General features: G+C 70.5%; 20 protein-coding genes. 8 read left to right on the forward strand and 12 right to left on the reverse strand.

The genetic code is table 11. The features are described from left to right. Window positions 1-11 precede the first annotated feature (11 nt). Together WA640_RS07965 and WA640_RS07970 are read right to left on the reverse strand one after the other, a co-directional pair. Window positions 12-1,163 (reverse strand): PP2C family protein-serine/threonine phosphatase, encoded by a 1,152-nt coding sequence (locus WA640_RS07965; RefSeq protein ID WP_335987048.1) that lies wholly within the window; start codon window positions 1,161-1,163, stop codon window positions 12-14. Between the two features lie 61 nt (window positions 1,164-1,224). After that, the gene (locus WA640_RS07970) at window positions 1,225-1,674 is read right to left on the reverse strand and encodes a winged helix-turn-helix transcriptional regulator (protein ID WP_335987049.1); all 450 of its coding nucleotides are present in this window, start codon (window positions 1,672-1,674) and stop codon (window positions 1,225-1,227) included. 96 nt (window positions 1,675-1,770) lie between these two features. Between WA640_RS07970 and WA640_RS07975 the strand changes: the two genes are divergently transcribed. Then, window positions 1,771-2,631, forward strand: coding sequence for an SDR family oxidoreductase (locus WA640_RS07975; protein ID WP_335987051.1), 861 nt, complete (start codon window positions 1,771-1,773; stop codon window positions 2,629-2,631). A 92-nt stretch (window positions 2,632-2,723) separates the two neighbouring features. Here WA640_RS07975 and WA640_RS07980 read toward each other — a convergent pair whose 3' ends face one another. Both WA640_RS07980 and WA640_RS07985 read right to left on the reverse strand, forming a co-directional pair. After that, a complete protein-coding gene (locus WA640_RS07980; protein ID WP_335987052.1) occupies window positions 2,724-3,536 on the reverse strand; it encodes an NmrA family NAD(P)-binding protein in 813 nt (270 codons plus the stop codon). Between the two features lie 123 nt (window positions 3,537-3,659). After that, window positions 3,660-4,490, reverse strand: a complete 831-nt coding sequence (locus tag WA640_RS07985; protein WP_335987054.1) for an MBL fold metallo-hydrolase — start codon at window positions 4,488-4,490, stop codon at window positions 3,660-3,662. A 226-nt stretch (window positions 4,491-4,716) separates the two neighbouring features. Between WA640_RS07985 and WA640_RS07990 the strand changes: the two genes are divergently transcribed. Next, window positions 4,717-5,907, forward strand: coding sequence for an MFS transporter (locus tag WA640_RS07990; RefSeq protein ID WP_335987056.1), 1,191 nt, complete (start codon window positions 4,717-4,719; stop codon window positions 5,905-5,907). Window positions 5,908-5,936: 29 nt separating this feature from the next. On the opposite strand, the gene WA640_RS07995 is transcribed toward WA640_RS07990, so the two are convergent. The 4 genes from WA640_RS07995 to WA640_RS08010 all read right to left on the reverse strand — a co-directional run bounded on the left by WA640_RS07995 (window position 5,937) and on the right by WA640_RS08010 (window position 7,813). Beyond that, window positions 5,937-6,188: a hypothetical protein gene (locus WA640_RS07995; protein WP_335987058.1), complete on the reverse strand. Its 252-nt coding sequence runs from the start codon at window positions 6,186-6,188 to the stop codon at window positions 5,937-5,939. Then, the gene (locus tag WA640_RS08000) at window positions 6,142-6,957 is read right to left on the reverse strand and encodes a DddA-like double-stranded DNA deaminase toxin (protein WP_335987060.1); all 816 of its coding nucleotides are present in this window, start codon (window positions 6,955-6,957) and stop codon (window positions 6,142-6,144) included. Before WA640_RS08000 ends, WA640_RS07995 begins: the two co-directional genes overlap by 47 nt. A 213-nt stretch (window positions 6,958-7,170) precedes the next feature. Next, window positions 7,171-7,494 (reverse strand): hypothetical protein, encoded by a 324-nt coding sequence (locus WA640_RS08005; protein ID WP_335987062.1) that lies wholly within the window; start codon window positions 7,492-7,494, stop codon window positions 7,171-7,173. Beyond that, window positions 7,487-7,813, reverse strand: coding sequence for a hypothetical protein (locus tag WA640_RS08010; RefSeq protein ID WP_335987064.1), 327 nt, complete (start codon window positions 7,811-7,813; stop codon window positions 7,487-7,489). Before WA640_RS08010 ends, WA640_RS08005 begins: the two co-directional genes overlap by 8 nt. A 346-nt stretch (window positions 7,814-8,159) precedes the next feature. Between WA640_RS08010 and WA640_RS08015 the strand changes: the two genes are divergently transcribed. Next, complete coding sequence (locus WA640_RS08015) at window positions 8,160-9,023, forward strand: Scr1 family TA system antitoxin-like transcriptional regulator (protein ID WP_335987066.1); 864 nt, start codon at window positions 8,160-8,162, stop codon at window positions 9,021-9,023. Beyond that, complete coding sequence (locus WA640_RS08020) at window positions 8,983-9,234, forward strand: DUF397 domain-containing protein (RefSeq protein ID WP_335987068.1); 252 nt, start codon at window positions 8,983-8,985, stop codon at window positions 9,232-9,234. Before WA640_RS08015 ends, WA640_RS08020 begins: the two co-directional genes overlap by 41 nt. Before the next feature lie 44 nt (window positions 9,235-9,278). Here WA640_RS08020 and WA640_RS08025 read toward each other — a convergent pair whose 3' ends face one another. Further along, complete coding sequence (locus tag WA640_RS08025; RefSeq protein ID WP_106366574.1) at window positions 9,279-9,587, reverse strand: ArsR/SmtB family transcription factor; 309 nt, start codon at window positions 9,585-9,587, stop codon at window positions 9,279-9,281. A 57-nt stretch (window positions 9,588-9,644) separates the two neighbouring features. Between WA640_RS08025 and WA640_RS08030 the strand changes: the two genes are divergently transcribed. The 4 genes from WA640_RS08030 to WA640_RS08045 all read left to right on the forward strand — a co-directional run bounded on the left by WA640_RS08030 (window position 9,645) and on the right by WA640_RS08045 (window position 14,930). Next, on the forward strand, window positions 9,645-11,567 hold the full coding sequence (locus WA640_RS08030) for a heavy metal translocating P-type ATPase (protein WP_335987072.1): 1,923 nt from the start codon (window positions 9,645-9,647) through the stop codon (window positions 11,565-11,567). A 415-nt stretch (window positions 11,568-11,982) separates the two neighbouring features. Then, window positions 11,983-12,966 carry a hypothetical protein gene (locus WA640_RS08035; protein WP_335987073.1) on the forward strand — a complete coding sequence of 328 codons (984 nt, stop codon included), beginning with the start codon at window positions 11,983-11,985 and terminating at the stop codon, window positions 12,964-12,966. 98 nt (window positions 12,967-13,064) lie between these two features. After that, window positions 13,065-13,892, forward strand: a complete 828-nt coding sequence (locus WA640_RS08040) for an HAD family hydrolase (RefSeq protein WP_335987075.1) — start codon at window positions 13,065-13,067, stop codon at window positions 13,890-13,892. A gap of 246 nt (window positions 13,893-14,138) precedes the next feature. Then, window positions 14,139-14,930 (forward strand): hypothetical protein, encoded by a 792-nt coding sequence (locus WA640_RS08045; protein WP_335987076.1) that lies wholly within the window; start codon window positions 14,139-14,141, stop codon window positions 14,928-14,930. An 87-nt stretch (window positions 14,931-15,017) separates the two neighbouring features. On the opposite strand, the gene WA640_RS08050 is transcribed toward WA640_RS08045, so the two are convergent. From WA640_RS08050 to WA640_RS08060, 3 genes are all read right to left on the reverse strand, one after another. Then, on the reverse strand, window positions 15,018-16,493 hold the full coding sequence (locus WA640_RS08050; protein WP_335987077.1) for a family 43 glycosylhydrolase: 1,476 nt from the start codon (window positions 16,491-16,493) through the stop codon (window positions 15,018-15,020). A gap of 14 nt (window positions 16,494-16,507) precedes the next feature. After that, on the reverse strand, window positions 16,508-17,572 hold the full coding sequence (locus WA640_RS08055) for an arabinan endo-1,5-alpha-L-arabinosidase (protein ID WP_335987078.1): 1,065 nt from the start codon (window positions 17,570-17,572) through the stop codon (window positions 16,508-16,510). Window positions 17,573-17,822: 250 nt separating this feature from the next. Then, window positions 17,823-18,641, reverse strand: a complete 819-nt coding sequence (locus tag WA640_RS08060; protein ID WP_335987079.1) for an NAD(P)H-binding protein — start codon at window positions 18,639-18,641, stop codon at window positions 17,823-17,825. Between the last annotated feature and the right edge of the window lie 12 nt (window positions 18,642-18,653).

Genomic DNA, 18,653 nt, shown 5'->3' on the forward strand with positions numbered 1-18,653 from the left:
CATTTGGATATTCACACAGAACCGAACGGTTGTAAACACCCTTCGTATAACCGATTGAAAAACTCGTCCGCGGGACCGCTCCCGTACACCCGCGTCACCGCCAGGATCGACACGTCGTCGTCCATCCGCGAGGCGAACCGCGACGCGTCCTCCCACACGAACTCCACCAGCGACCGCGGCGACGGCGTCACCAGGCCGTCGAGATGCTCCGCCAGCGGGTAGTAATGCCCGTCGGAGTCCCGCGCCTCCACCAGGCCGTCAGAGAACGCCAGCAGCGTCGCGTCGATCTCGAACGGCACCGCCGCCGAGGCGCGGTGCCGCACCGGCTCGGCCAGCCGCAGCCCCAGCACCGGCGCGGTCTTCAGGTCCACCTCCTCGACCCGCTCCCCGCGCAGCAGCAGCGGCAGCGGATGCCCGCACGACAGCAGCCGCACCTCGTCGCACTCCTCCGAGAACTCCGCGAGCAGCACCGACGCGAACAGCTCCGGGATGTACCCGTGCGCGCCGTCCTCCAGGATGCGCCGCTCCATCCGCCACGCCACCCCGCCGAGATCCTCCTCGTCGAGGATCGCCTCATGGAACACCGACAGGAGCATCGACGCCGCGCCGACCACGTCGAGGCCGTGCCCCTGCACGTCGCCGAGGATCAGCCGGGTCCCGTACGGGCTCGGCCGCACGTCGAACAGGTCCCCGCCGATGCTCGCGCCCTGCTGCGCCGAGTGGTACAGCCCCGCGCACGCGAGGTCCCCGACCCGCTCGGGCAGGTCCGGCAGGACCGCGCGCTGCGCGGCCTCCGAGACCGAGAGCACGGTGACCAGGCCCTTCTCGAAGCGCTGGCGGATCCAGGAGATGCCCACGGCCGTGGCGAAGACGATGCCGACGACGACGATGTCGTCGGCCTCGAAATGGCGCGCGACCGGGATCGGGGCGGCCACGACGATGAGCGCGAAGGCCGCGATGAACCCGGTCCAGACCGGGCCGAGCACGAACGCGGCGAGCACGGGGACGACGGCCATCGCGATCCCGGCGTGGAGCGGGTCGGGCCGGAAGAGCATGAAGAACGAGGCGCCGAAGAGGGCGACGAGCGGCAGCAGCCGGACCCACAGCGGGATTGCCGTGGCCGGACGCAGTCCTCCCAGGAACGTGGCCCGCGCGCTAGCCATGGCCCGAGTCTAGGGGTCTATTCCGTTTCTACCTGCGGTTTCGCGCAGTTCGGGCGAACCGTTAGGACACTGCGCCTTCCGCGGCCCCGGGGCGTGCGGCGTCGTACCCGGCCTGGGCCTGGAGGACCTCGCCCATGTTCGCGTACAGGTACGACACCATCTCGCGCAGCCGCGCCTCCATGCCGGCGCCGACCTCGGTGAGGCGGTACTCGACGCGGGAGGGGAAGCCCTCGGAGGGCTCGCGCAGCACCAGGCCGTCGCGTTCGAGGTGGCGCAGGCCCTGCGCGAGGGCCTTGTCGTTGATGCCGCCGACCGCGCGCCGGATCTCGCTGAACCGCCGCGGGCCGTCGTGGAGCGACAGCACAATGAGCGTGCCCCAGCGGCCCGTGACGTGGTCGAGGACCGGCCGCGACGGGCAGTCCTCGGCGAGGACCTGGAACTCGCCGAGGTCGGGGCGGTCGCTGAGGTCTTGGAACTCGCTGAGGACGTGCGGGACGGGCCGGGTGGTCATCCGTTCATGTTACCTCCGCGATAGTACTTTCGTTTTGATTGTGCTTTCATTTAGAAAGTGAAATGATCGTCGCAACCGACATTGAAGGAGCAGCACATGTACGTCGTGACCGGTGCCACCGGCAAGTTCGGGACCCTCGCGGTCGAGGGCCTCGTCAACCAGGTCCCCGTGGAGCAGATCGCCGTCGTCGTCCGCGACCCGGCCAAGGCCGCCCGCTTCGGCGAGCTGGGCGTGGAGGTCCGCAAGGGCGACTACAGCGACTCCGCCTCGCTCAAGGACGCGTTCCGCGAGGGGGACCGGGTCCTCTTCGTCTCCGGCAGCGAGGTCGGGCAGCGGGTGCCGCAGCACAAGGCGGTCATCGACGCCGCGAAGGCCGCGGGTGTGGCGCTCCTGGCGTACACGAGCGTCCTCGGCGGCCCGGCTGCCGACTTCGAGCTGGCCCGCGAGCACCAGATCACCGAGCGGTACCTCATCGACTCCGGCGTCCCGTACGCGCTGCTGCGCAACGGCTGGTACCACGAGGTCTACACCGAGGCGCTCGGCCAGTCCGTGGCGAACGGCGGCCTGCTCACCAGCGCCGCCGAGGGCTCGCGCGTCGCGTCGGCCGCGCGTGCGGACTACGCGGCGGCCGGGGTCGCGGTGCTCACCGGCGAGGGCCACGAGGGCGCCGAGTACGAGCTGAGCGGCGACGAGGCCTGGTCCTTGGAGGAGTTCGCGGCCGAGGTCTCGCGCGTGATCGGCAAGGAGTTCCCGGTCAACCGCGTCACGCCGGAGGCCCACCGCGGCATCCTCGAAAGCGTGGGCCTGCCGCCGACGCTCGCCCCGGTCATCGCCGGCATCGACGACGCCATCTCGCGCGGCCTCCTCGCCGGCACCAGCGGCGACCTGTCCCGCCTCATCGGCCGCCCGACCACGCCGATCGCCGACGCCATCGCCCAGGGCGCGAAGAACCTGTAGCGCAACCGAAGACAGGAGAAAAGCGGCCCGCAGACCGATGTCTGCGGGCCGCTCCGCCGTCCGGTCCCGGGAAGTGCCGTCCCGGCCGGGGGCTAGCGGAAGGCGTCGGCGTGCTCGCGGGCCCAGTCGTCGAAGGTCCTCGCGGGCCGGCCGGTGAGGCGCTCGACCGTGTCGGAGGCGCGCAGCGTCCACTCGGGCGGGTCGGCGCGCCAGCCCATGACGTAGTCGATGGCGCCCTCGTCGTAGCCGAGGGCCTGCATCCGCAGGCGTCCCTGGTCCTCGTCGAGCGCGGTGAAGCGGATGTCGCGGCCGCTCGCGATGGCGATCGACGCGACCTGGTCGGGCACCGTCACGACCCCGGGCCCGGTGAGCGGGATCTGCCGCCCCGCAAGGTCGTCGGTGGTCAGGGCGAGGGCGGCGACGGCCGCGATGTCGGCCTCGTGGACCGGCGCGTGCCCGATGTGGGCGAAGGGTTCGTTGACGGCGCCGTGCTCGCGGATCTCCTCGGCCCACGTGAGCGCGTTCGACATGAACTCGCCGGGCTGGAGCTCCACCGGGTTCAACGCCGCGAACGCCTCCTCGACCGGCCCGCGGTACCCGTTCCACAGCAGCGACACCCGCTTCACCCCGGCCGCGATCGCGGCCGACGCGAGCTGCGCGCTGTGCGGCACGGTCTCGTTCTTCGGCCCGAACGTCGTCATCAGGTGCAGCCCGGTCGCCCCGTCGAGCGCCCGCTCCATCCCCGCGAGGTCCGTGAAGTCGCCCGCGACCGCCTCGACGCCCGCGGGGAACCGCGCCTTCGCCGGGTCGCGCGTGAGCGCCCGCACCGGATGCCCGGCCGCGGCCAGCCGCTCGACCAGGTGGCGGCCGACATTGCCCGTCGCACCGGTGACCAGGATGGTCATGTTCTCCTCCTCGGGTCCGCCCGGACCGGTCGGTCCGCGCCCGCCCAAGGCTAGGAACGGGACCGGTGCCCGCCATCGGTCCCGCGTCCCGGTTCCCCCTGCACCGCAGGTCCTAAGACCCCGTCACTCGCCCTTCCACCACACCTCGAAGTCGTCGAAGACGTGCTCGCCGGGCGCGCCGTCGAGCGCCTTCACGACCCGCTGGAGCTCGCGGAGCTGCGCGACGGTCATCGGCAGCGGCGCCTCGTCGGGCTGGTAGGTCCACCCGCGCGGGTACGAGACGCCTGGGCGCGTGGACATCTCGACGTGGCAGCCGAGCAGGTGCGACACCGGGTGCGCCTCGCACCACGCCACCAGTGTGTCCACTGTGCTCTCGAACGCCTCCCAGTCCTGCACGTACAGGCGGCCCGGGTAGAACGTGTCGCCGGTGAGCAGCACGCGGGTGGCCCGGTCGTAGAAGACGGTGGCCGAGCGGTGGTGGCCGGGCCCGGGGATGACATCGACGGTGCGGCCGCCGAGGTCGAGCTCCCGCGGAGTGAGCGGCCAGTCGTCGAAGCCGTAGTGCGCGACGACCTCGTCGAGGTCCGGGCCGACGACCGTGGTGCGCTCGCGGTCCGCGAACTGGGCGTCGGCGGCCTTGTGGTCGCCATGCCCGTGCGTGTGGGCCACGACCAGCTCGTACTCGGGGTTCGGATGATCGGCGAGGAAGGCGTCGATGAGCGCGTCGACGGTGCGGCGCAAGGGGAAGTAGACGGCCTCGGGGGTCGCGCCGGTGTCCACCAGGAGCGCCCGGTCGTTCCCGAAGAGCAGGAACATGAACGGGGCCTCGAAGTTGACGGACATGTTCTGCCGCATGATGACCGTGCGGGGCTCGGCGGCGTGGACCTGGATCTCGGGAGCGGGGTCGTGCTTGGCCGAGGGCCAGCCCGCGTGCCAGTCGACGTTCAGGTTCAACGGTGAATCGCTGATGGCGGTGCCTCCTTCTGCGGTGCACCGAGCCTACGACGGCCCTGCTCAGCGCGGCACGCACATTCCGGCCTCGATGCGTACTGAGTGAGTTTTTGAGATGGTTGGACAAACCACTGGACTAATTACCGGCGGCGGGGAATACTGGGCGGCGGCGCCCCGGGGACACCTCGTCTCGTCCCCGGGGCCGCGCACCCGCCCCGGAAGGAACCCCGTGCCGACCACCACCGCCCCGGCCCGCCCGGCCCACCGCGAGACCAAGCGCCGCCGCGTGCTCGCCCTCGGCGCGCTCGCCCTGGGCGCCTTCGGCATCGGCCTCACCGAGTTCGTCGTGGTCGGCCTCCTCGGGCCGCTCGGCGAGGACCTCCACGTCTCGATCTCCACCGCCGGCCTCCTCGTCACCGGCTACGCCGCCTCGGTCGCGATCGGCGCCCCGATCATGACCGCCATCGGTGCGAACCTGCCCCGCAAGACGATGCTCGTGATCCTCATGGCCCTGTTCATCGCCGGGAACGTGCTCGCCGCCGTCGCGGTCACCTACGGCCAGCTCATGACCGGGCGCGTCGTCTCGGCGCTGTGCCACGGCGCGTTCATGGGCATCGGCCCGATCATGGCCGCGAGCCTCGTCGCGCCCGAGAAGCGCTCGCGCGCCATCGCGCTCATGATGACCGGCCTGACGCTCGCCAACGTCGTCGGCGTGCCCTTCGGCACCGCCCTCGGCCAGCAGCTCGGCTGGCGCGCCGCGTTCTGGGCGATCGTCGCCATCGGCGCCGCGTCGCTCGCCGCGATCCTCCTGTTCGTGCCCGCGCGCGCGAACGACAAGGGGGAGGGCCTGCGGGGCGAGCTCGCGGTCTTCCGCCGCCCGCAGGTGTGGCTGGTCCTGACGATCACGATGCTCGGCTGGGGCGCCGCCTACGCCGCGATCACCTTCCTGGAGCCGCTGCTCACCCGCGTCTCCGGCTTCGAAACCTCTACGGTCCCTTGGCTGATGCTCCTGTTCGGCGTGGGCCTCACCGCCGGGAACCTCCTCGGCGGGCGACTCGCGGACCGCGCCGTCATGCCCGCCCTCTACGGCACGCTCGCCGCCGCCACGGCCGCGCTCGTCGTCTTCGCGTTCGCCGTCCACTCGCCGGTCCCGGCCGCGATCATGGTCTTCGTCCTTGGCGCCGCCGGGTTCGCGATGGTCCCGGTCCTCCAGACCCGCGTCCTCGACGCCGCCGAAGGCGCCCCCTCGCTCGCCTCCTCGGTCAACGCCGCCGCCTTCAACGTCGGCATCGCCCTCTCCGCCTGGTTCGGCGGCCTCGCCATCGACGCCCACTGGGGCCTCACCGCCCCCATCTGGATCGGCGTAGCGATGGGCGCCGCCGCCCTCGCCGTCACGGCGGCGGCCTCGCGGAGGACATGAAACGTCGGCTCCGAGGCGTGCGCCCGGAGTTAAGCCGATGCCCGTGGGTCGGGGCCGCTCCAAGTCGGGTCGTCGCCGGTGGCGTCGGTTTCCGGGGTGTCCGGTTCGTCGGCCCACCAGTCCCATTCGAGTACGCCGACGTCCGAGCCCGGCGGGAAGCGGACCGAGAACAGGCTCCGCTTGTCCCGCTGGTCGATGTCGGCGGGAACTTCGACACCCCGAGCGCGGGCGTACTCATACAGGTCCGGGTCCGGCATCGCCTCGTCCATGTACTTGCTCACCAGCTCCGCCATCAGCTCCGGGTCCCGCGTGACCGCCCGTCCCATCGATCGCATCTCCTGTTCCGTTGATCCGCTTGAATACTCGCGAGCCGTCGTCGTTCACAGCCCAGATGTTGAGCACGCTTCCCTCGGGCAGGAACGCGTGGGTGTTCTCCTTGCAGCCTCGCCCGAGATTGTCGCAGGGTTCGGCGTTGAGGTAGAGCGTCGTCTCCCGCATCCGCTCACGGTGCATCGTCGCGGCCACTTCGCCCTCGATATGCCCGCGGTTCGGTGTCGTATTCCGGTAGCGCTCGCGCACACTCGCAGGCGGAAACGGGGATGAGCCAGGCGGGCGCGCCCGCAGTACACGGTCTGAGTGCGGCGCGCCATCCTCGCGATAGAGCCTTCCCTCTGCGGTGCCTGCCTCGCTGTACCGACGCAGGCCCGCGAGCTTGGTCGCGTCGAACTTGCGGGGATTGAACGCCGCCGCGACGGGCAGTTGTCCGCCTCCATCGTGCTGGCCTGGCGCCGAGTCGTTGCCCCGCCCGATGTAGTCGGCGTACTCCTTCAACAGGTCGAAGCCCGCGCCGATCGCGGCGACCGCTTCGGCGAGCTGGCGTTGCGCCTCAACCAGCGATGCGAGACCGATGTGCGCATCGTCGTCGGCGGAGTCCGCGAGCACCGCTTGCAGCGCCGCGTACACGTCGGCTAGCTGGCTCTCGGCGCCGCGGGCCTCTGCTGTCGCCGCATCGGCCGTGTCCAATGCCGCCTGTAGACCGGTCGATGCCATGGGGGTACCTCACCGTAGGGGAGCGACAGCGTACGGAACTCGTTGGCGGAGTGCAAGTCCCGCGCCGCCGCTCACCGGATCGCCTGGTGACATCGCGCGGCGGAGCCACGCCTACAGCAGGAGGCCGGCCGATCTCCACCAAGATCGGCCGGCCCTGGAAGCCCGGTGGCCCGCCCGAGGTTCAGTCGCCGGGCCGCCGGGCGGCTTTGGGGGTTAAGCGGTGTCGGGTTCGACGATGAGCGCTCGGCACTGTTCGAGGATCCAGGGGCACCACGGGTCGCGGCGCCAGGCGGTCGCCCATTCGGGGACGTCCTCGGGGTCGTCGGTGAAGCGGCAGCACTCGCGGGCGCCTGCGCCGTCGTCGACGTCTAGGAGGTAGTCGATGATCTTGGGCGTGCGGCCGGGTTCCGAGCCGAGCGAGTAGAGCGTGAAGACCGCTGGGCCGCGCCGGAAGTCGCCGAGGTAGCCGTCGACGCCGGGCTTGCCGTCGGAGCGGAAGTTGTACGGGTCCTTGTCGGGGCGCACGCCGTTACCCATTGCACTGCCTCGTTCGGGCCGGGTTCGGGTTGCTTCCGTTGTGGAAGACCTGGAACGCTGCGTCACGGGCCCACTCGCGCCACTCCGCCGAACGGCTGCGCCACTCGTCTCCCCAAGTGGCGTGGAGGTTCTGCGAGGTGAGGCCCGAGACGATCAGGACCAGGTCGGCTCGGTTGTCGTCGGCGCACACCTGGAACGAGTCCGGTGCATCCGCGCTTGAGGCGTAGACGGTGTAGCGGTGCGCACCGTCGCTGAATCTCCCGCGCTCCAACGGGTCCGGCGCCGGCGCGGTTCTCGGGCGAGTACTCGGATACGACATCGCTTCCTCCATTAGAGATTGTCGGATTCCCGACACTTCCGGTGCCGGGGGACCGCATTGGGTCGCTGGGAGGCACGGTCCCCCGGTCTTCCACCACTCGCGGGATAGGTCACCAAACCCGCGATGAATCCACCATAGGACATGTTTTGGCTGGTCAACGGCTATGTCACCCTTGAAGTTATGGTGTTCAGCTATGGGTTTCCATGGTGGGTGTTCAATTTCGGGACGCCGAAATGGAACCCCGTTGCGGGGTCCCGAAACTGCGACGAGTCGTGATGAATGTCGTTGGGATTCTTTGTGCGATCATCGCTACTACCGGTGATTCGCGCAGCATAGGGAGGCCGCGATGGCAGGAACGGTCCTGAATCAGAAGTTGGCACGGTCATACCTCTTCGCAGAGGTCAACACCATCGCGGAAACTGCCGGATGGACCCCGAACCAATTCGCCAAGGTGATGGGCAAGAGCGGCAACACGATCCGCGCTTGGCTGGATAGGTCCCGTCTCCCTGACCTCGGCAACCTGTCGCTCATCTGCGATCGCGGAGGAGTGGATGAGCCTCGCAAGAAGTTCATCCTTCATGTGGGCGAGCAGCTTCTGACCGGGTCTGAGTTGATCATGAACCTGGATCAGCGGAACATGTATGTCGTCGAGAGCGCCGAACGTACCTACGGAACCTTTGTCAAGTGGGACCCGGTCCTGCCGTCCTCGCTTGTTCAGACCGAGGCATTTCACATGGTGCTACAACCAGATCCGCTTGAAGGTGCGGCAAGCAAGATCAAGCACTGGCTGCGGAAGGCGCAGCGCCAGGAGAACTTCTTCAGTCGAATCGGGACCCCCGAGGCGCCGACCGCGGAGATATACGTACCCGCAAGCATCTTTGTTGTGTTCGAACGACTATCTGTAAAGGACAGAATGGCGCAAATCGATCGGATGATCGAGGTCAACGAAATGCCAGGGTGCGAGGTGCTTGTTGTCCGATCGCCTCTGATTGTCCCATTTGCATTCGACCTGTTCATGGCGGATGAGCGGAGCTTGGCCGGGCCGGATTTCGTCTACGTAGAGACCTTCGACCAGAGCCGCCACGTGGTCGAGCCACAGCACCTTGCCGTGTATGATCAAGGCCGCAGCCTCCTGCGGGCTGACTCGCAAGGGATTGAAGGGTTTCTAGATGGTGGGATACACCGGCTGGCGAAAGAGCACCCGGAGTAGCAACACGGCAAACTCTGACTGTGTCGAGTGCCGTCAGACCTGGCGGAAGAGCTCTCGGAGCAACAACACTTCCAACGCTGACTGTGTTGAGGCCCGGAACACGGCTGCCGGATTCCAGGTGCGGGACTCCAAGCTCGGGCATGACTCCCCGGTCTTCGACCTCGGTGCTGCCGACTTCACGAGCCTGCTTCGCGCCACGGGCCGCAGCTAGGCCCCCAGAATCGAACGGCCCCCGCGCTTCGCGCGGGGGCTTTTTCAGTCTCCGAGGGCGAGGACCTGCTCTAGGAGCGGCTTCACGCGATCATCGGCGGCCACGTAATAGACGAAGGTGCCTTCCCGACGCGTGGTGACCAGGCCCGCGAGGCGGAGCTTGGCGAGGTGCTGGCTGACGGCGGTGGGGCGGGCGCCGGTGAGGTCGGCGAGGCAGGCGACGTTCTCCTCGCCCTGGAGCAGCGCCCACATGAGCTTGAGGCGGGTCGGGTCGGCGAGGATGCGCAGCGCGTCGGCGGCGGCCTTGACCTGGTCGTCGTCGGGCATGGTGAAGTTCGGCAGGCCCTCGTGCATGTGGCCGAGCCTACCCGATCTTGCTATCTGCGTAATTGCGAATATACGATGATGCGCATGTTTGCTTCCATGTTCCGGCTGCCCGACGTGCGGTGGGCCGCCCTGGCGCTGGCCTGCTTCGGCGTCGGCGCCGCCGCCCAGTTCGCGGGCGCGCCCGCCTGGGCGTGGCTGCCCGCGTACCTCGCCTGCTACCTCGCGGGCGGCTGGGGCCCGGCGTGGGAGGGGATCAGCGCACTCGCCAAGCCGCGCTTCGAGGTCGACCTCCTCATGGTGATCGCCGCCGTCGCCGCGGCCGCGATCGGGCAGTGGTTCGACGGCGCCCTGCTCATCGTCATCTTCGCGACCTCCGGCGCCCTCGAAGCCGTGCTCACCGAGCGCACCGCCGACTCCGTGCGCTCCCTGCTCGAACACGCCCCCGACCGGGCCGTGCGCCTGCGCGACGGCCGCGAGGAGACCGTGGACGCGGCCGACCTGGCCCCCGGCGACACGGTTCTGATCCGGCCCGGCGACCGCGTGCCCGCCGACGGCACGGTCACCGCAGGGGAGTCTGAGGTCGACGAGTCGACCCTCACCGGCGAGGCCCTGCCCGGTCGCAAAGCCCTTGGCGCGCAAGTGCTTGCGGGCACTGTCAACGGCACCGGCGCGCTGGAGGTCCGCGTCGATCGCGCCAGCGCCGACTCCGTGCTGGCCCGGGTCGCGCGCCAGGTCGAGGAGGCCTCGGAAGCGAAGTCCAAGACCCAGTTGACGATCGAGCGCGTCGAGCAGCCCTACTCGCTCATCGTGGTCGCCGCGACCCTCGCGCTCCTGGCGGTCCCGCTGCTCTCCGGGGCCGCGTTCGAGCCGACCCTGCTGCGCGCCATGACCTTCATGATCGTCGCCAGCCCCTGCGCGATCGTGCTCGCCACCATGCCGCCGCTCCTGGCGGCCGTCGCCCTCGCCGGGCGCCGCGGTGTACTCGTCAAGAGCGCCTTGATGATCGAGCGCCTCGCCGAAGTCGACCAGGCCGCCTTCGACAAGACCGGCACCCTCACCAACGGCCGCCCGCGCATCGAACGCATCGAGGTTCTCGGCAGCGCGATCGACGGTGCTGTCGACGGCGACGGCGGTCGTAGCGCCATCGACGGCGACGCCAGCGCCAGCGATGCGCGCCTGCGCCGCCTCGTCGCCGCCGCCGAGGCCCGCTCCGAGCACCCGTTGGGCCGCGTGCTCGCCGCGATCGGCGATGCGAACGGCGCCACGGACTTCCAAGCGGTGCCCGGGCGCGGCGTGCGCGCCCGCGTCGACGGGGCCGACGTCCAGGTCGGCCACCCGGTGCTCCTCGACGACGCCGAGGAGGACCCCGCGGCCCGCCGCCTCGTCGCCGAGCTCGAATCGCAGGGGCTCACCGTCGCGGTCGCCGTGGCCGACAAGCGCCCGATCGGAGTCATCGGTCTCACCGACACCGTCAGGCCCGAAGCGGCCCAAGCGGTCGCGGCGCTCGAAGCGCGGCTCGGGTCCAGCGCCCGCCTGCTCACCGGCGACCACCCGGCCGCCGCCCGCCGCGTCGGCGCCGCGGTCGGCATCGACCGGGTCGACGCGACGCTCCTGCCCGGCGACAAGGCCGAGCGGCTCGCCGGGACCCGCACCCTCTACTGCGGCGACGGCATCAACGACGCCCCCGCGCTCGCGGCCTCGCACGTCGGCGTCGCCATGGGCGGGACCGCCTCCGATCTCGCCCTGCAATCGGCCGACGTCGTCCTAGTCGGCCAGCGCCTGACCGCGCTTCCGGCCGCGGTCGACCTGGCGCGCAAGGCGAAGCGCGTCGCCACTGCGAACCTCGCGTTCGCCGCCGCGGTGATCGCCGTCCTCGCGACCTGGGACCTTGTGGGCGACCTCCCGCTCGTCCTCGGCGTCGCCGGGCACGAGCTGTCGACCGTGATCGTGGGGCTCAACGGACTCCGGCTCCTCAGCGGCCGCCACTGGAAGGAGACGCGGGTCTAGCGCGCGTGCTCGTGGCGCCACCCGCGCCGCCGCGAGCGTCGCCTTCGCCGCAGTCACTTCGGGGCTCGTGACGCCACAAGGCCGCCGCGAGCGCCGCCCTCGCCGCGTGCGCTGCGCTCCCGCCCATCGGCCTCCAGACCGATCGCTCCGCCGTGGCCGTCCCGCTCGCCGCACCCCGAGCCGTCGCCGCCGCGCTCGGCGGCCCCGTCATCGCCCGCGCCGGGTCCGCGCCGGATGCGTTCCTCGCCACATTCCCGGTCACCGGCGCCCTCGCCGTCCTCGGCCGGCCCTGGCAACGAGCCTGCGCGCCCGCACTCGACGCCCCCGGGACTGGCGAGGCTGTCGCATGTGGCCCCTATGATGACCGCCAACCCCTCCTGCCCGTCCCCCCGCACGAATCACGGAGCATCCGCCCATGACCTACCCGCCCCCCGGCCCCTACGACCCCAACCAGGCCCAGGGCTACCCCCCGCCCCCGCAGCCCGGTTCCGCCCCCCAGCCCGGCTTCGGCGCCCAACCGCAGCCCGGCGGATACAGCGCCCCGCCCCCGCCCTACGGGACGACCCCGCCCCCGCCGCCGCCCGGCTTCCCCGCGCCCCAGCAGCCCGGCCCCTACGGCGCGCCGCCGCCCATGCCCCCCGCGAACCGCGGCGGCGGCTTCATGGCGAAGGTCCTCAGCGTCATCGGCGTGATCGTCGTCGGCATCATCGTCGTGGTCGTCAAGGCCCTCATCCGCGACGCGGGCGACTCCAACGACACCAGCGACGCCACCTCGACCGACAACGCCACCGACACCGTCCTCACCGACGAGCAGATGGAGGCCGCCGAGGCCGCCGAAGTCGGCGACTGCATGACTCAGGCGACCGGCGGCACCGGCGACATGGTCGTCCCCTGCGACGACGCCACTGCGTTCTGGACCATCACCCTCGTCTCCGACGACTCCGGCGCCGAGGTCGACATGTTCGGGGACCTCTCCGACACCGCCGTCGCCGGCACCGTCTGCGGCGAGGAGTACCTCGGCTGGACCCCCGGCGAGCTGTGGAAGTCCTACCAGTACGTCTACACCGAGGAGATCGAAGGACTCGGCGGCCCGGTCGACTACTTCTACTGCGTCGAGGCCATCGACAAGGAGGACGCCAACGGCGGCCGCCCCGTCACCCCGGACTCGGGCGACTGCACCGACGGCAGCCTCCTCACCTTCGACTGCGCCAGCCCCTCCGCCACGTACGTGGTCGACGCCGTCGAGGTCTACAACCCGCCGATCGACGAGCTCACGTTCGACTACACCACCGCCATCGGCGGCTGCCCCGACTCGGACTACTACGCCACCCCGGTCAGCGTCGAGGAGAACTTCACCAGCATGGTCTACCTCGCGTATTGCAGCAGCGACAACGCCTGACGCACCGGCCCTGAGGGGGTGGCCCGCGGCTCGCGATGAGTCGCAGGCCACCCCCAAATCCGTTGCGCCGCCCCGCTGCCGGACCCAATACTCAGGGCGTGCAGAACTACGGCGTCCTCGCGACCGACCTCGACGGCACCCTCCTCGACGACCGAAAACAGCTCTCCGAACGCAACCGCGCCGCCCTCCTCGCCGCCCGCGCGCAAGGCATCGCCGTGGTGGCCGTGACCGCCCGCATGCCCCGCGGCATCGACGCCATCCCCGGCCTCGCCGAATCCGTCGACTACGCGATCTGCAACAACGGCGCGATCTTCTACGAACCCGCCACCGGCGCGATCGACCTGCGCCGCACCATCCCCGCCCCCGACGTGATCGACCTCCACGCCCGCGCCCGCCGCGCACTCCCGAACGCGCTGTTCATGATCGAGACCGGCACGGAGATGTTCGCCGAAGGAGCCGACCCCGGGGCCCGCGCCTACTACGGCGAGCCCTGGCACGGCGTCGACGCCCTTGAAGACGTCCTCGCCAGCCTCGACGGCGTCGTGGAATACCGGGTCCAGGACAGGTCCATGGACGGCCCGGCGATCCGCGCGGCCCTCGACGGCATCGAGGCCCCCGGGATGGTCCGGTGGGCATGGGGCAGCTACCCGGTCCTGGAGTACAACGCCGAGACGGTGAACAAGGGGGCCGCGCTGGCCGAGTGGTGCGCCGAGCGGGGCTTCACGGCCGAGGCCGTGATCGCCTTCGGCGACATGCCCAACGACGTCTCGATGCTCGCCTGGGCGGGCCGCTCGTACGCGATGGCCGGGGCGCCCGCCGACGTCGCCGCGGCCGCCGGTTTCCCCGCCGCCTCGAACCGGGACGACGGGGTCGCGCAGGCGGTCGAGGCGCTCCTCCGCGGTCCGGAGCCCGTGCGCGCCGACTGACTCCTTGGGGGACAAGGGGATCGGGCGGGACCCGGGTAGGAGTGAGGCCCCGCCCGATGAAGGGCGTTCAGCCGCCGACGGAGCCGCCGTCCGCGGCCGGACGCCCTGATTGGGAGGTGGGCCTTGAGCCTAAGGACCGGGCCGTATACGTCGAGTACATGCGGCGCGGGCGCTGCCCGAGCCCTGGCACCGCGCGCCTACCATCGGAGGCCCGACCAGATCCAGCCCGATGGGATGATGTCGCACATGCCCGGTCAAACGTTCAGCGGTCACCGCCTGGTGTCCCGCGTCGGCGCCGTCGTCGAGCCCGAGCACATGGCGAGAATCGTCCGCAGCATGCGGATCATCGGCGCCTGCCTCGGGATCGCGCTCATCGCGGTATCCGTGGTCGTGCCGTTGATGAACGGCGGATTCGAGTGGACGGCCTACCACGGCGCGTCCTATCGCAGCAGCAGCGGGACCGGGTTGTCCTGGGAGGCCACGGGCCTCCTGGTCGGGGCCGTCTTCCTGGTCGGACCGCTCGCGACCGGATGGGCGTTCCGGCAGGGCGCCGGAGAAGTGCTCTATCTCGACGGGTCCCGCCTGATGGTGGTGCGGCCGGGGCGCCGCGCGCCCGAGGTCTTCGACCTCGCCCGCGCGCGGTCGGAGGTGCGGCTGGACAAGGTGCCCGGATCGAGGCCGGGCAGCGCGGAGGCGCGCGAGCAGGTCGGCAGCTTCCGGCCGGTCCTGGTGCTGCACAACGAATCCGGCCGCGAAACGGTCATCGAACTCGCGAACCAGCGTTCGCGGGCGATGCGCTTGAGGCATGAGACCCGGATGTTGGAGGCCGCCATGCGGGTCACGTTCGACCCGGCGGTCGAGCACACTGCGGGCCAGCTGCGCACGGTCCTGCGCTGGACGAAGCTGCCGGTCATCCACGACGCCGCGCCCGACGCGATCCCGGCGAGCCCGGCGGACGCGGACTCCGGACCGATCCCGCGCACTCCGGTCATCGAGGGCGTCGAAGGGCCGGAGCTTGAGATCACGGGCCGCCGCTGAGCGGTCCGGCGAACGCCGCAGCGGACGGCGCGACTGAGCCGACCGGTCCCGGCTGCGTCGCAGCGGGGACCGGCCGGCCGTGTCAGGTCATTCCCCCGAAGGCGCGGCGATCACGACGCCGCTCGGGAGCGGCGTCCCGAAGTTCGGGGTGCCGTTCGCGTTCCAGGTGATCGGCTGGACCCGGGTCTGTCGGGTCGAGCCGCAGCCCTGGGACGAGGTGGTGTTGCCGTGGTAGACGAGCCACTCCTCCGTGCCGTCGGGCGAGGTGAAGAACCCGTTGTGGCCCGGGCCGAACACGCCGCCGCCCTGCTGGAGGACCGGGGTCGCGGTCTTGGTCCAGGAGGACGCCGACAGCGGGTTCGACCCGGTCAGTTCGAGCAGGCCGAGCTTGTAGTCCGGCGTGTTGCACGAGGACGCGGAGAACGTCACGAACGTGCGGCCGTTGTGCTGGAGCACCGCGGGCGCCTCGTTCGTCCTGCCGCCCTGGATCTCCCAGCTGTAGGTCGGCTGCGAGATGGTGACGTGCGAGCCGGTCACCGTCCACGGGTTCGACATCGCGGCGATGCGGATCGACTGGTCGGCGCCCACCCACTCCGACCACAGCAGGTAGAGCGAGCCGTTCAGTTCGAGGTACGAGCCGTCGATGTTCCACTGGTTCGGCAGCGGCGTCCCCATGAACTCGTACGGCCCCATCGGGGTCGAGGGGGTCGAGCGGAGCACGTGGAGCTTCTGGCCGTCGAAGTTCGTCTGCGAGTTCCCCGAGGTGTACATCAGGTACCAGGTGCCGCCGATGCGGTGGAACTCCGGCGCCCAGTGCGAGCAGCAGCGGCTGGCGTTGCCGCTGTCGTTCCACACCACGGTGTCCGCGGCCGTCTTGAGGCCGTTGAGGGTGGTGGCGCGGCGCATCGTGACCGTGGAGTCCCAGGTCGTGGTCGACATGTAGTAGTAGCCGTCCCAGTACTCGATCCACGGGTCGGCCCCGTTGTCGCGCAGCGGGTTCGAGACCGTGGGCTCACCGGAGGCGGGAACCGCGGCGAGGCGCCACTTCTGGGCGTTCAGGCCGTTGTAGGTGTACTGCGAGATCCGCGCTCCGGCCGAAGTGGACCATTCCCACAGGTCGAGGGCCTTGCCTGAGAAGCGGTTGATGAAACTGAACGTGCCGTCGGCGTGCTCGGTGACCGACCACTGCTGGTTGGTGCCGCCGAGGTCGGTGTACTGGGCGATCGTGGCGCCGTCGGCGGCGTTCCACTCGTAGACCTCCAGCACCTGGCCCGAGTGCCGGGCCTCGATCTTGTAGTAGCCGCTGCCGACCGACACGAACCGGAACTGCTGGCAGGTGCACTGGTTCGGCGTGTACTGGTTGAGCAGCGCCCCGGCCGTGGTCGAGGCGTTCTGGACGTCGAGGGCGAGCCCGGAGTGGGCGCTCGTGACGGTGAACCAGGTGTTCGTGGTGATGGCGGCCTTGGCTGGCGTCGCCGTGGCGACCGACAGGCCGAAGGCTGCGAGGGCCGCGATGACGGCGGTCGCGAGCAGGGCCCGGCCGCGAGTGAGGGTCGAGGACATCAGGTGGGCTCCGATCAGCTGCCGTTGAGGACGGGCCAGCCCGCCGAGTTCCATTCGATCCGCTCGATGTCGAGCGTGAAGCCGCCGTTCGAGCCGTACGCGTGGTAGGCCATGAGGCCGCGGTGGATCGACTGGCCGCCCGCGGCGACGTTGCTCCCGTACGCGCCGAGCACGACCGTGCCGCCGCCGTTGCGCATGTCCACTCCGGACGCGTCCACGAACGGACCCGTGGGGGAGGTGGACCGGCCGACGGTGATCTTGTACGTCGAGTTCGCTCCGGCGCAGCACGTGCCGATCGAGGTGAACAGGTAGTAGTAGTTCCCGTGCTTGGTCATCGAGGGCGCTTCGATGCCGCCGCTCTTGGTGGCCAGGCGGATCGGTGTCGCGCCCGAGGCGGGCTTGCCGGAGGGCCAGTCGAGCTGGATCGTGTGGATGCCCTGCCACCAGGACCCGAAGACCATCCAGTGGCGGCCGGAGTCGTCGACGACGATGTTCGGGTCGATCGCGTTGTAGGCGTTGCCGCTGTACGACTGGAAGACCGCGCCCCTGTCGGTCCAGCCGTAGCCCGGGGCCGACGGGTCGAGGGTCGGGCTCGTGGCGAGGCCGATCGCCGAGCGCTGCGATCCGAACGTGGAGGCCGCGTAGTAGAGGTAGTAGAGGCCCTGCGCGGCGTCGTAGTGGATCTCGGGCGCCCACAGGTTCGTGACGCCGGGGATCTGCTGGGTGATCCACGTGGGCTTGGCGTTCCAGACGGTGCCGATGGACTGCCAGGTCCGGCCGCCGTCGGTGGACCGGCGGATCGAGGGCGTGCCGCCGCCGAAGCGCTCGTCGCCCGTGGCGAAGACGTACCAGGGCTCGCCCGCGCACCCGGCCCACAGGGCGGGGTCGTGCGCGCCGAGGCTGCCGCCGACCGAGGACGGCTGGGCGGGAGCGCAGTCCTGCCGTGCGGTGATGTCGGCGTTCGCGTTCACGTTGACGAGCATGAATGTGGCGGCGGTTGTCAAGGCGGCGATCAGCACGGCGAGCGCGGCGGTGAGCCGCCGCCTCCGCCCCGTGCTGACGGTGGTCTCGGTTCTCATTTTTGGACTCCTTCTGCCCCTGTGTGAGGGAGGGGCGGCCGAGTCGGGGCCGGGTGTGGTACCGGGTGACGCTCGGCCGTCGAGGACTGGATCTGTCTTGATATTCGCGTATGTCGATATACGCGTAGACAGGCTAACCGAGTTTTACCGCTAACACAAGGATTTTCTACAACGTTGCATTCTGTGGTTCACCGGTCCACGGAATGCAGCAGGCCGCCGTCCCGGTCGGGACGGCGGCCTGCGCTGCGGGTCAGCGGAACGCCGCGGCGTTCCGCTTCGCCCACTCGGCGAACGAGGTCGCGGGGCGGCCGAGGAGGCGCTCGACCTCGGGGCTGACGTGCAGCTCGGCCCGGTTCGGGGCGCCGATGACGTCGAGCGAGCCCTCCACGATCTCGGCGGGCCAGTACTGGAGGAGCTGCTCGAAGGCGGCCTCGCGGGTCTGCTCGGTGAACGCGACCGGCTCGCCGATGGCCGCCCCGATGGCCTCGGCCTGCTGCCGGGGCGTGACCAGGGCCGGGCCGGTGAGCAGGTACGCGCGGCCTGTGTGGCCGTCCTCGGTGAGCACGGCGGCGGCGACCTCCGCGATGTCGCGGGGGTCGATGAGCGGCAGCCCGACGTCCCCGAACGGCATGATCATCTCGCGGCGGGCGCGGATCGTCTCTGCGGCCCAAGGGATCGCGTTGCTGGCGAAGCCGCCCGGCCGCAGGAGCGTCCATTCGAGACCGCTTGCGGTGACGGCGTTCTCGAAGGCCTGGGTCTCCACGCTCGGCCTGGTGACGGCCCGCTCGGAGGAGAGGAAGACGATCCGGCCGATGCCGGCCGCGTCGGCGGCCTTGAGGATCGCCGCGATGTCGAGCGAGTGGTCGAGGGTGAGCAGGAACAGCCGGTCGGCCCCAGCGAAGGCGGCGTCGAGGGTCTCGGGCCGCGTGAAGTCGGCGGTGCGGTGCGCGACGCCGGGCGGGAGCTCGGCCTCGCCGCGGGACACGGCGGTCACGTCCTCGCCGCGGGCGGCGAGGATTTCGACAAGCGGGCGGCCCACGTTGCCGGTGGCTCCGGTGACGACGATCATCTTGGTTTCCTT

Origin of the sequence: Glycomyces sp. MUSA5-2 (genome assembly GCF_037034145.1) — a bacterium.
GTDB lineage: Bacteria > Actinomycetota > Actinomycetes > Mycobacteriales > Micromonosporaceae > Glycomyces > Glycomyces artemisiae.

Bases quoted from the DNA above. Each gene is read 5' to 3' on its own strand.
- WA640_RS07965 (WP_335987048.1), bottom strand. From the start codon at position 1,163: ATGGCTAGCGCGCGGGCCACGTTCCTGGGAGGACTGCGTCCGGCCACG.
- WA640_RS07970 (WP_335987049.1), bottom strand. From the start codon at position 1,674: ATGACCACCCGGCCCGTCCCGCACGTCCTCAGCGAGTTCCAAGACCTC.
- WA640_RS07975 (WP_335987051.1), top strand. From the start codon at position 1,771: ATGTACGTCGTGACCGGTGCCACCGGCAAGTTCGGGACCCTCGCGGTC.
- WA640_RS07980 (WP_335987052.1), bottom strand. From the start codon at position 3,536: ATGACCATCCTGGTCACCGGTGCGACGGGCAATGTCGGCCGCCACCTG.
- WA640_RS08000 (WP_335987060.1), bottom strand. From the start codon at position 6,957: ATGGCATCGACCGGTCTACAGGCGGCATTGGACACGGCCGATGCGGCG.
- WA640_RS08005 (WP_335987062.1), bottom strand. From the start codon at position 7,494: ATGGGTAACGGCGTGCGCCCCGACAAGGACCCGTACAACTTCCGCTCC.
- WA640_RS08010 (WP_335987064.1), bottom strand. From the start codon at position 7,813: ATGTCGTATCCGAGTACTCGCCCGAGAACCGCGCCGGCGCCGGACCCG.
- WA640_RS08015 (WP_335987066.1), top strand. From the start codon at position 8,160: ATGGCAGGAACGGTCCTGAATCAGAAGTTGGCACGGTCATACCTCTTC.
- WA640_RS08020 (WP_335987068.1), top strand. From the start codon at position 8,983: ATGGTGGGATACACCGGCTGGCGAAAGAGCACCCGGAGTAGCAACACG.
- WA640_RS08025 (WP_106366574.1), bottom strand. From the start codon at position 9,587: ATGCACGAGGGCCTGCCGAACTTCACCATGCCCGACGACGACCAGGTC.
- WA640_RS08030 (WP_335987072.1), top strand. From the start codon at position 9,645: ATGTTTGCTTCCATGTTCCGGCTGCCCGACGTGCGGTGGGCCGCCCTG.
- WA640_RS08035 (WP_335987073.1), top strand. From the start codon at position 11,983: ATGACCTACCCGCCCCCCGGCCCCTACGACCCCAACCAGGCCCAGGGC.
- WA640_RS08045 (WP_335987076.1), top strand. From the start codon at position 14,139: ATGCCCGGTCAAACGTTCAGCGGTCACCGCCTGGTGTCCCGCGTCGGC.
- WA640_RS08050 (WP_335987077.1), bottom strand. From the start codon at position 16,493: ATGTCCTCGACCCTCACTCGCGGCCGGGCCCTGCTCGCGACCGCCGTC.
- WA640_RS08055 (WP_335987078.1), bottom strand. From the start codon at position 17,572: ATGAGAACCGAGACCACCGTCAGCACGGGGCGGAGGCGGCGGCTCACC.
- WA640_RS08060 (WP_335987079.1), bottom strand. From the start codon at position 18,641: ATGATCGTCGTCACCGGAGCCACCGGCAACGTGGGCCGCCCGCTTGTC.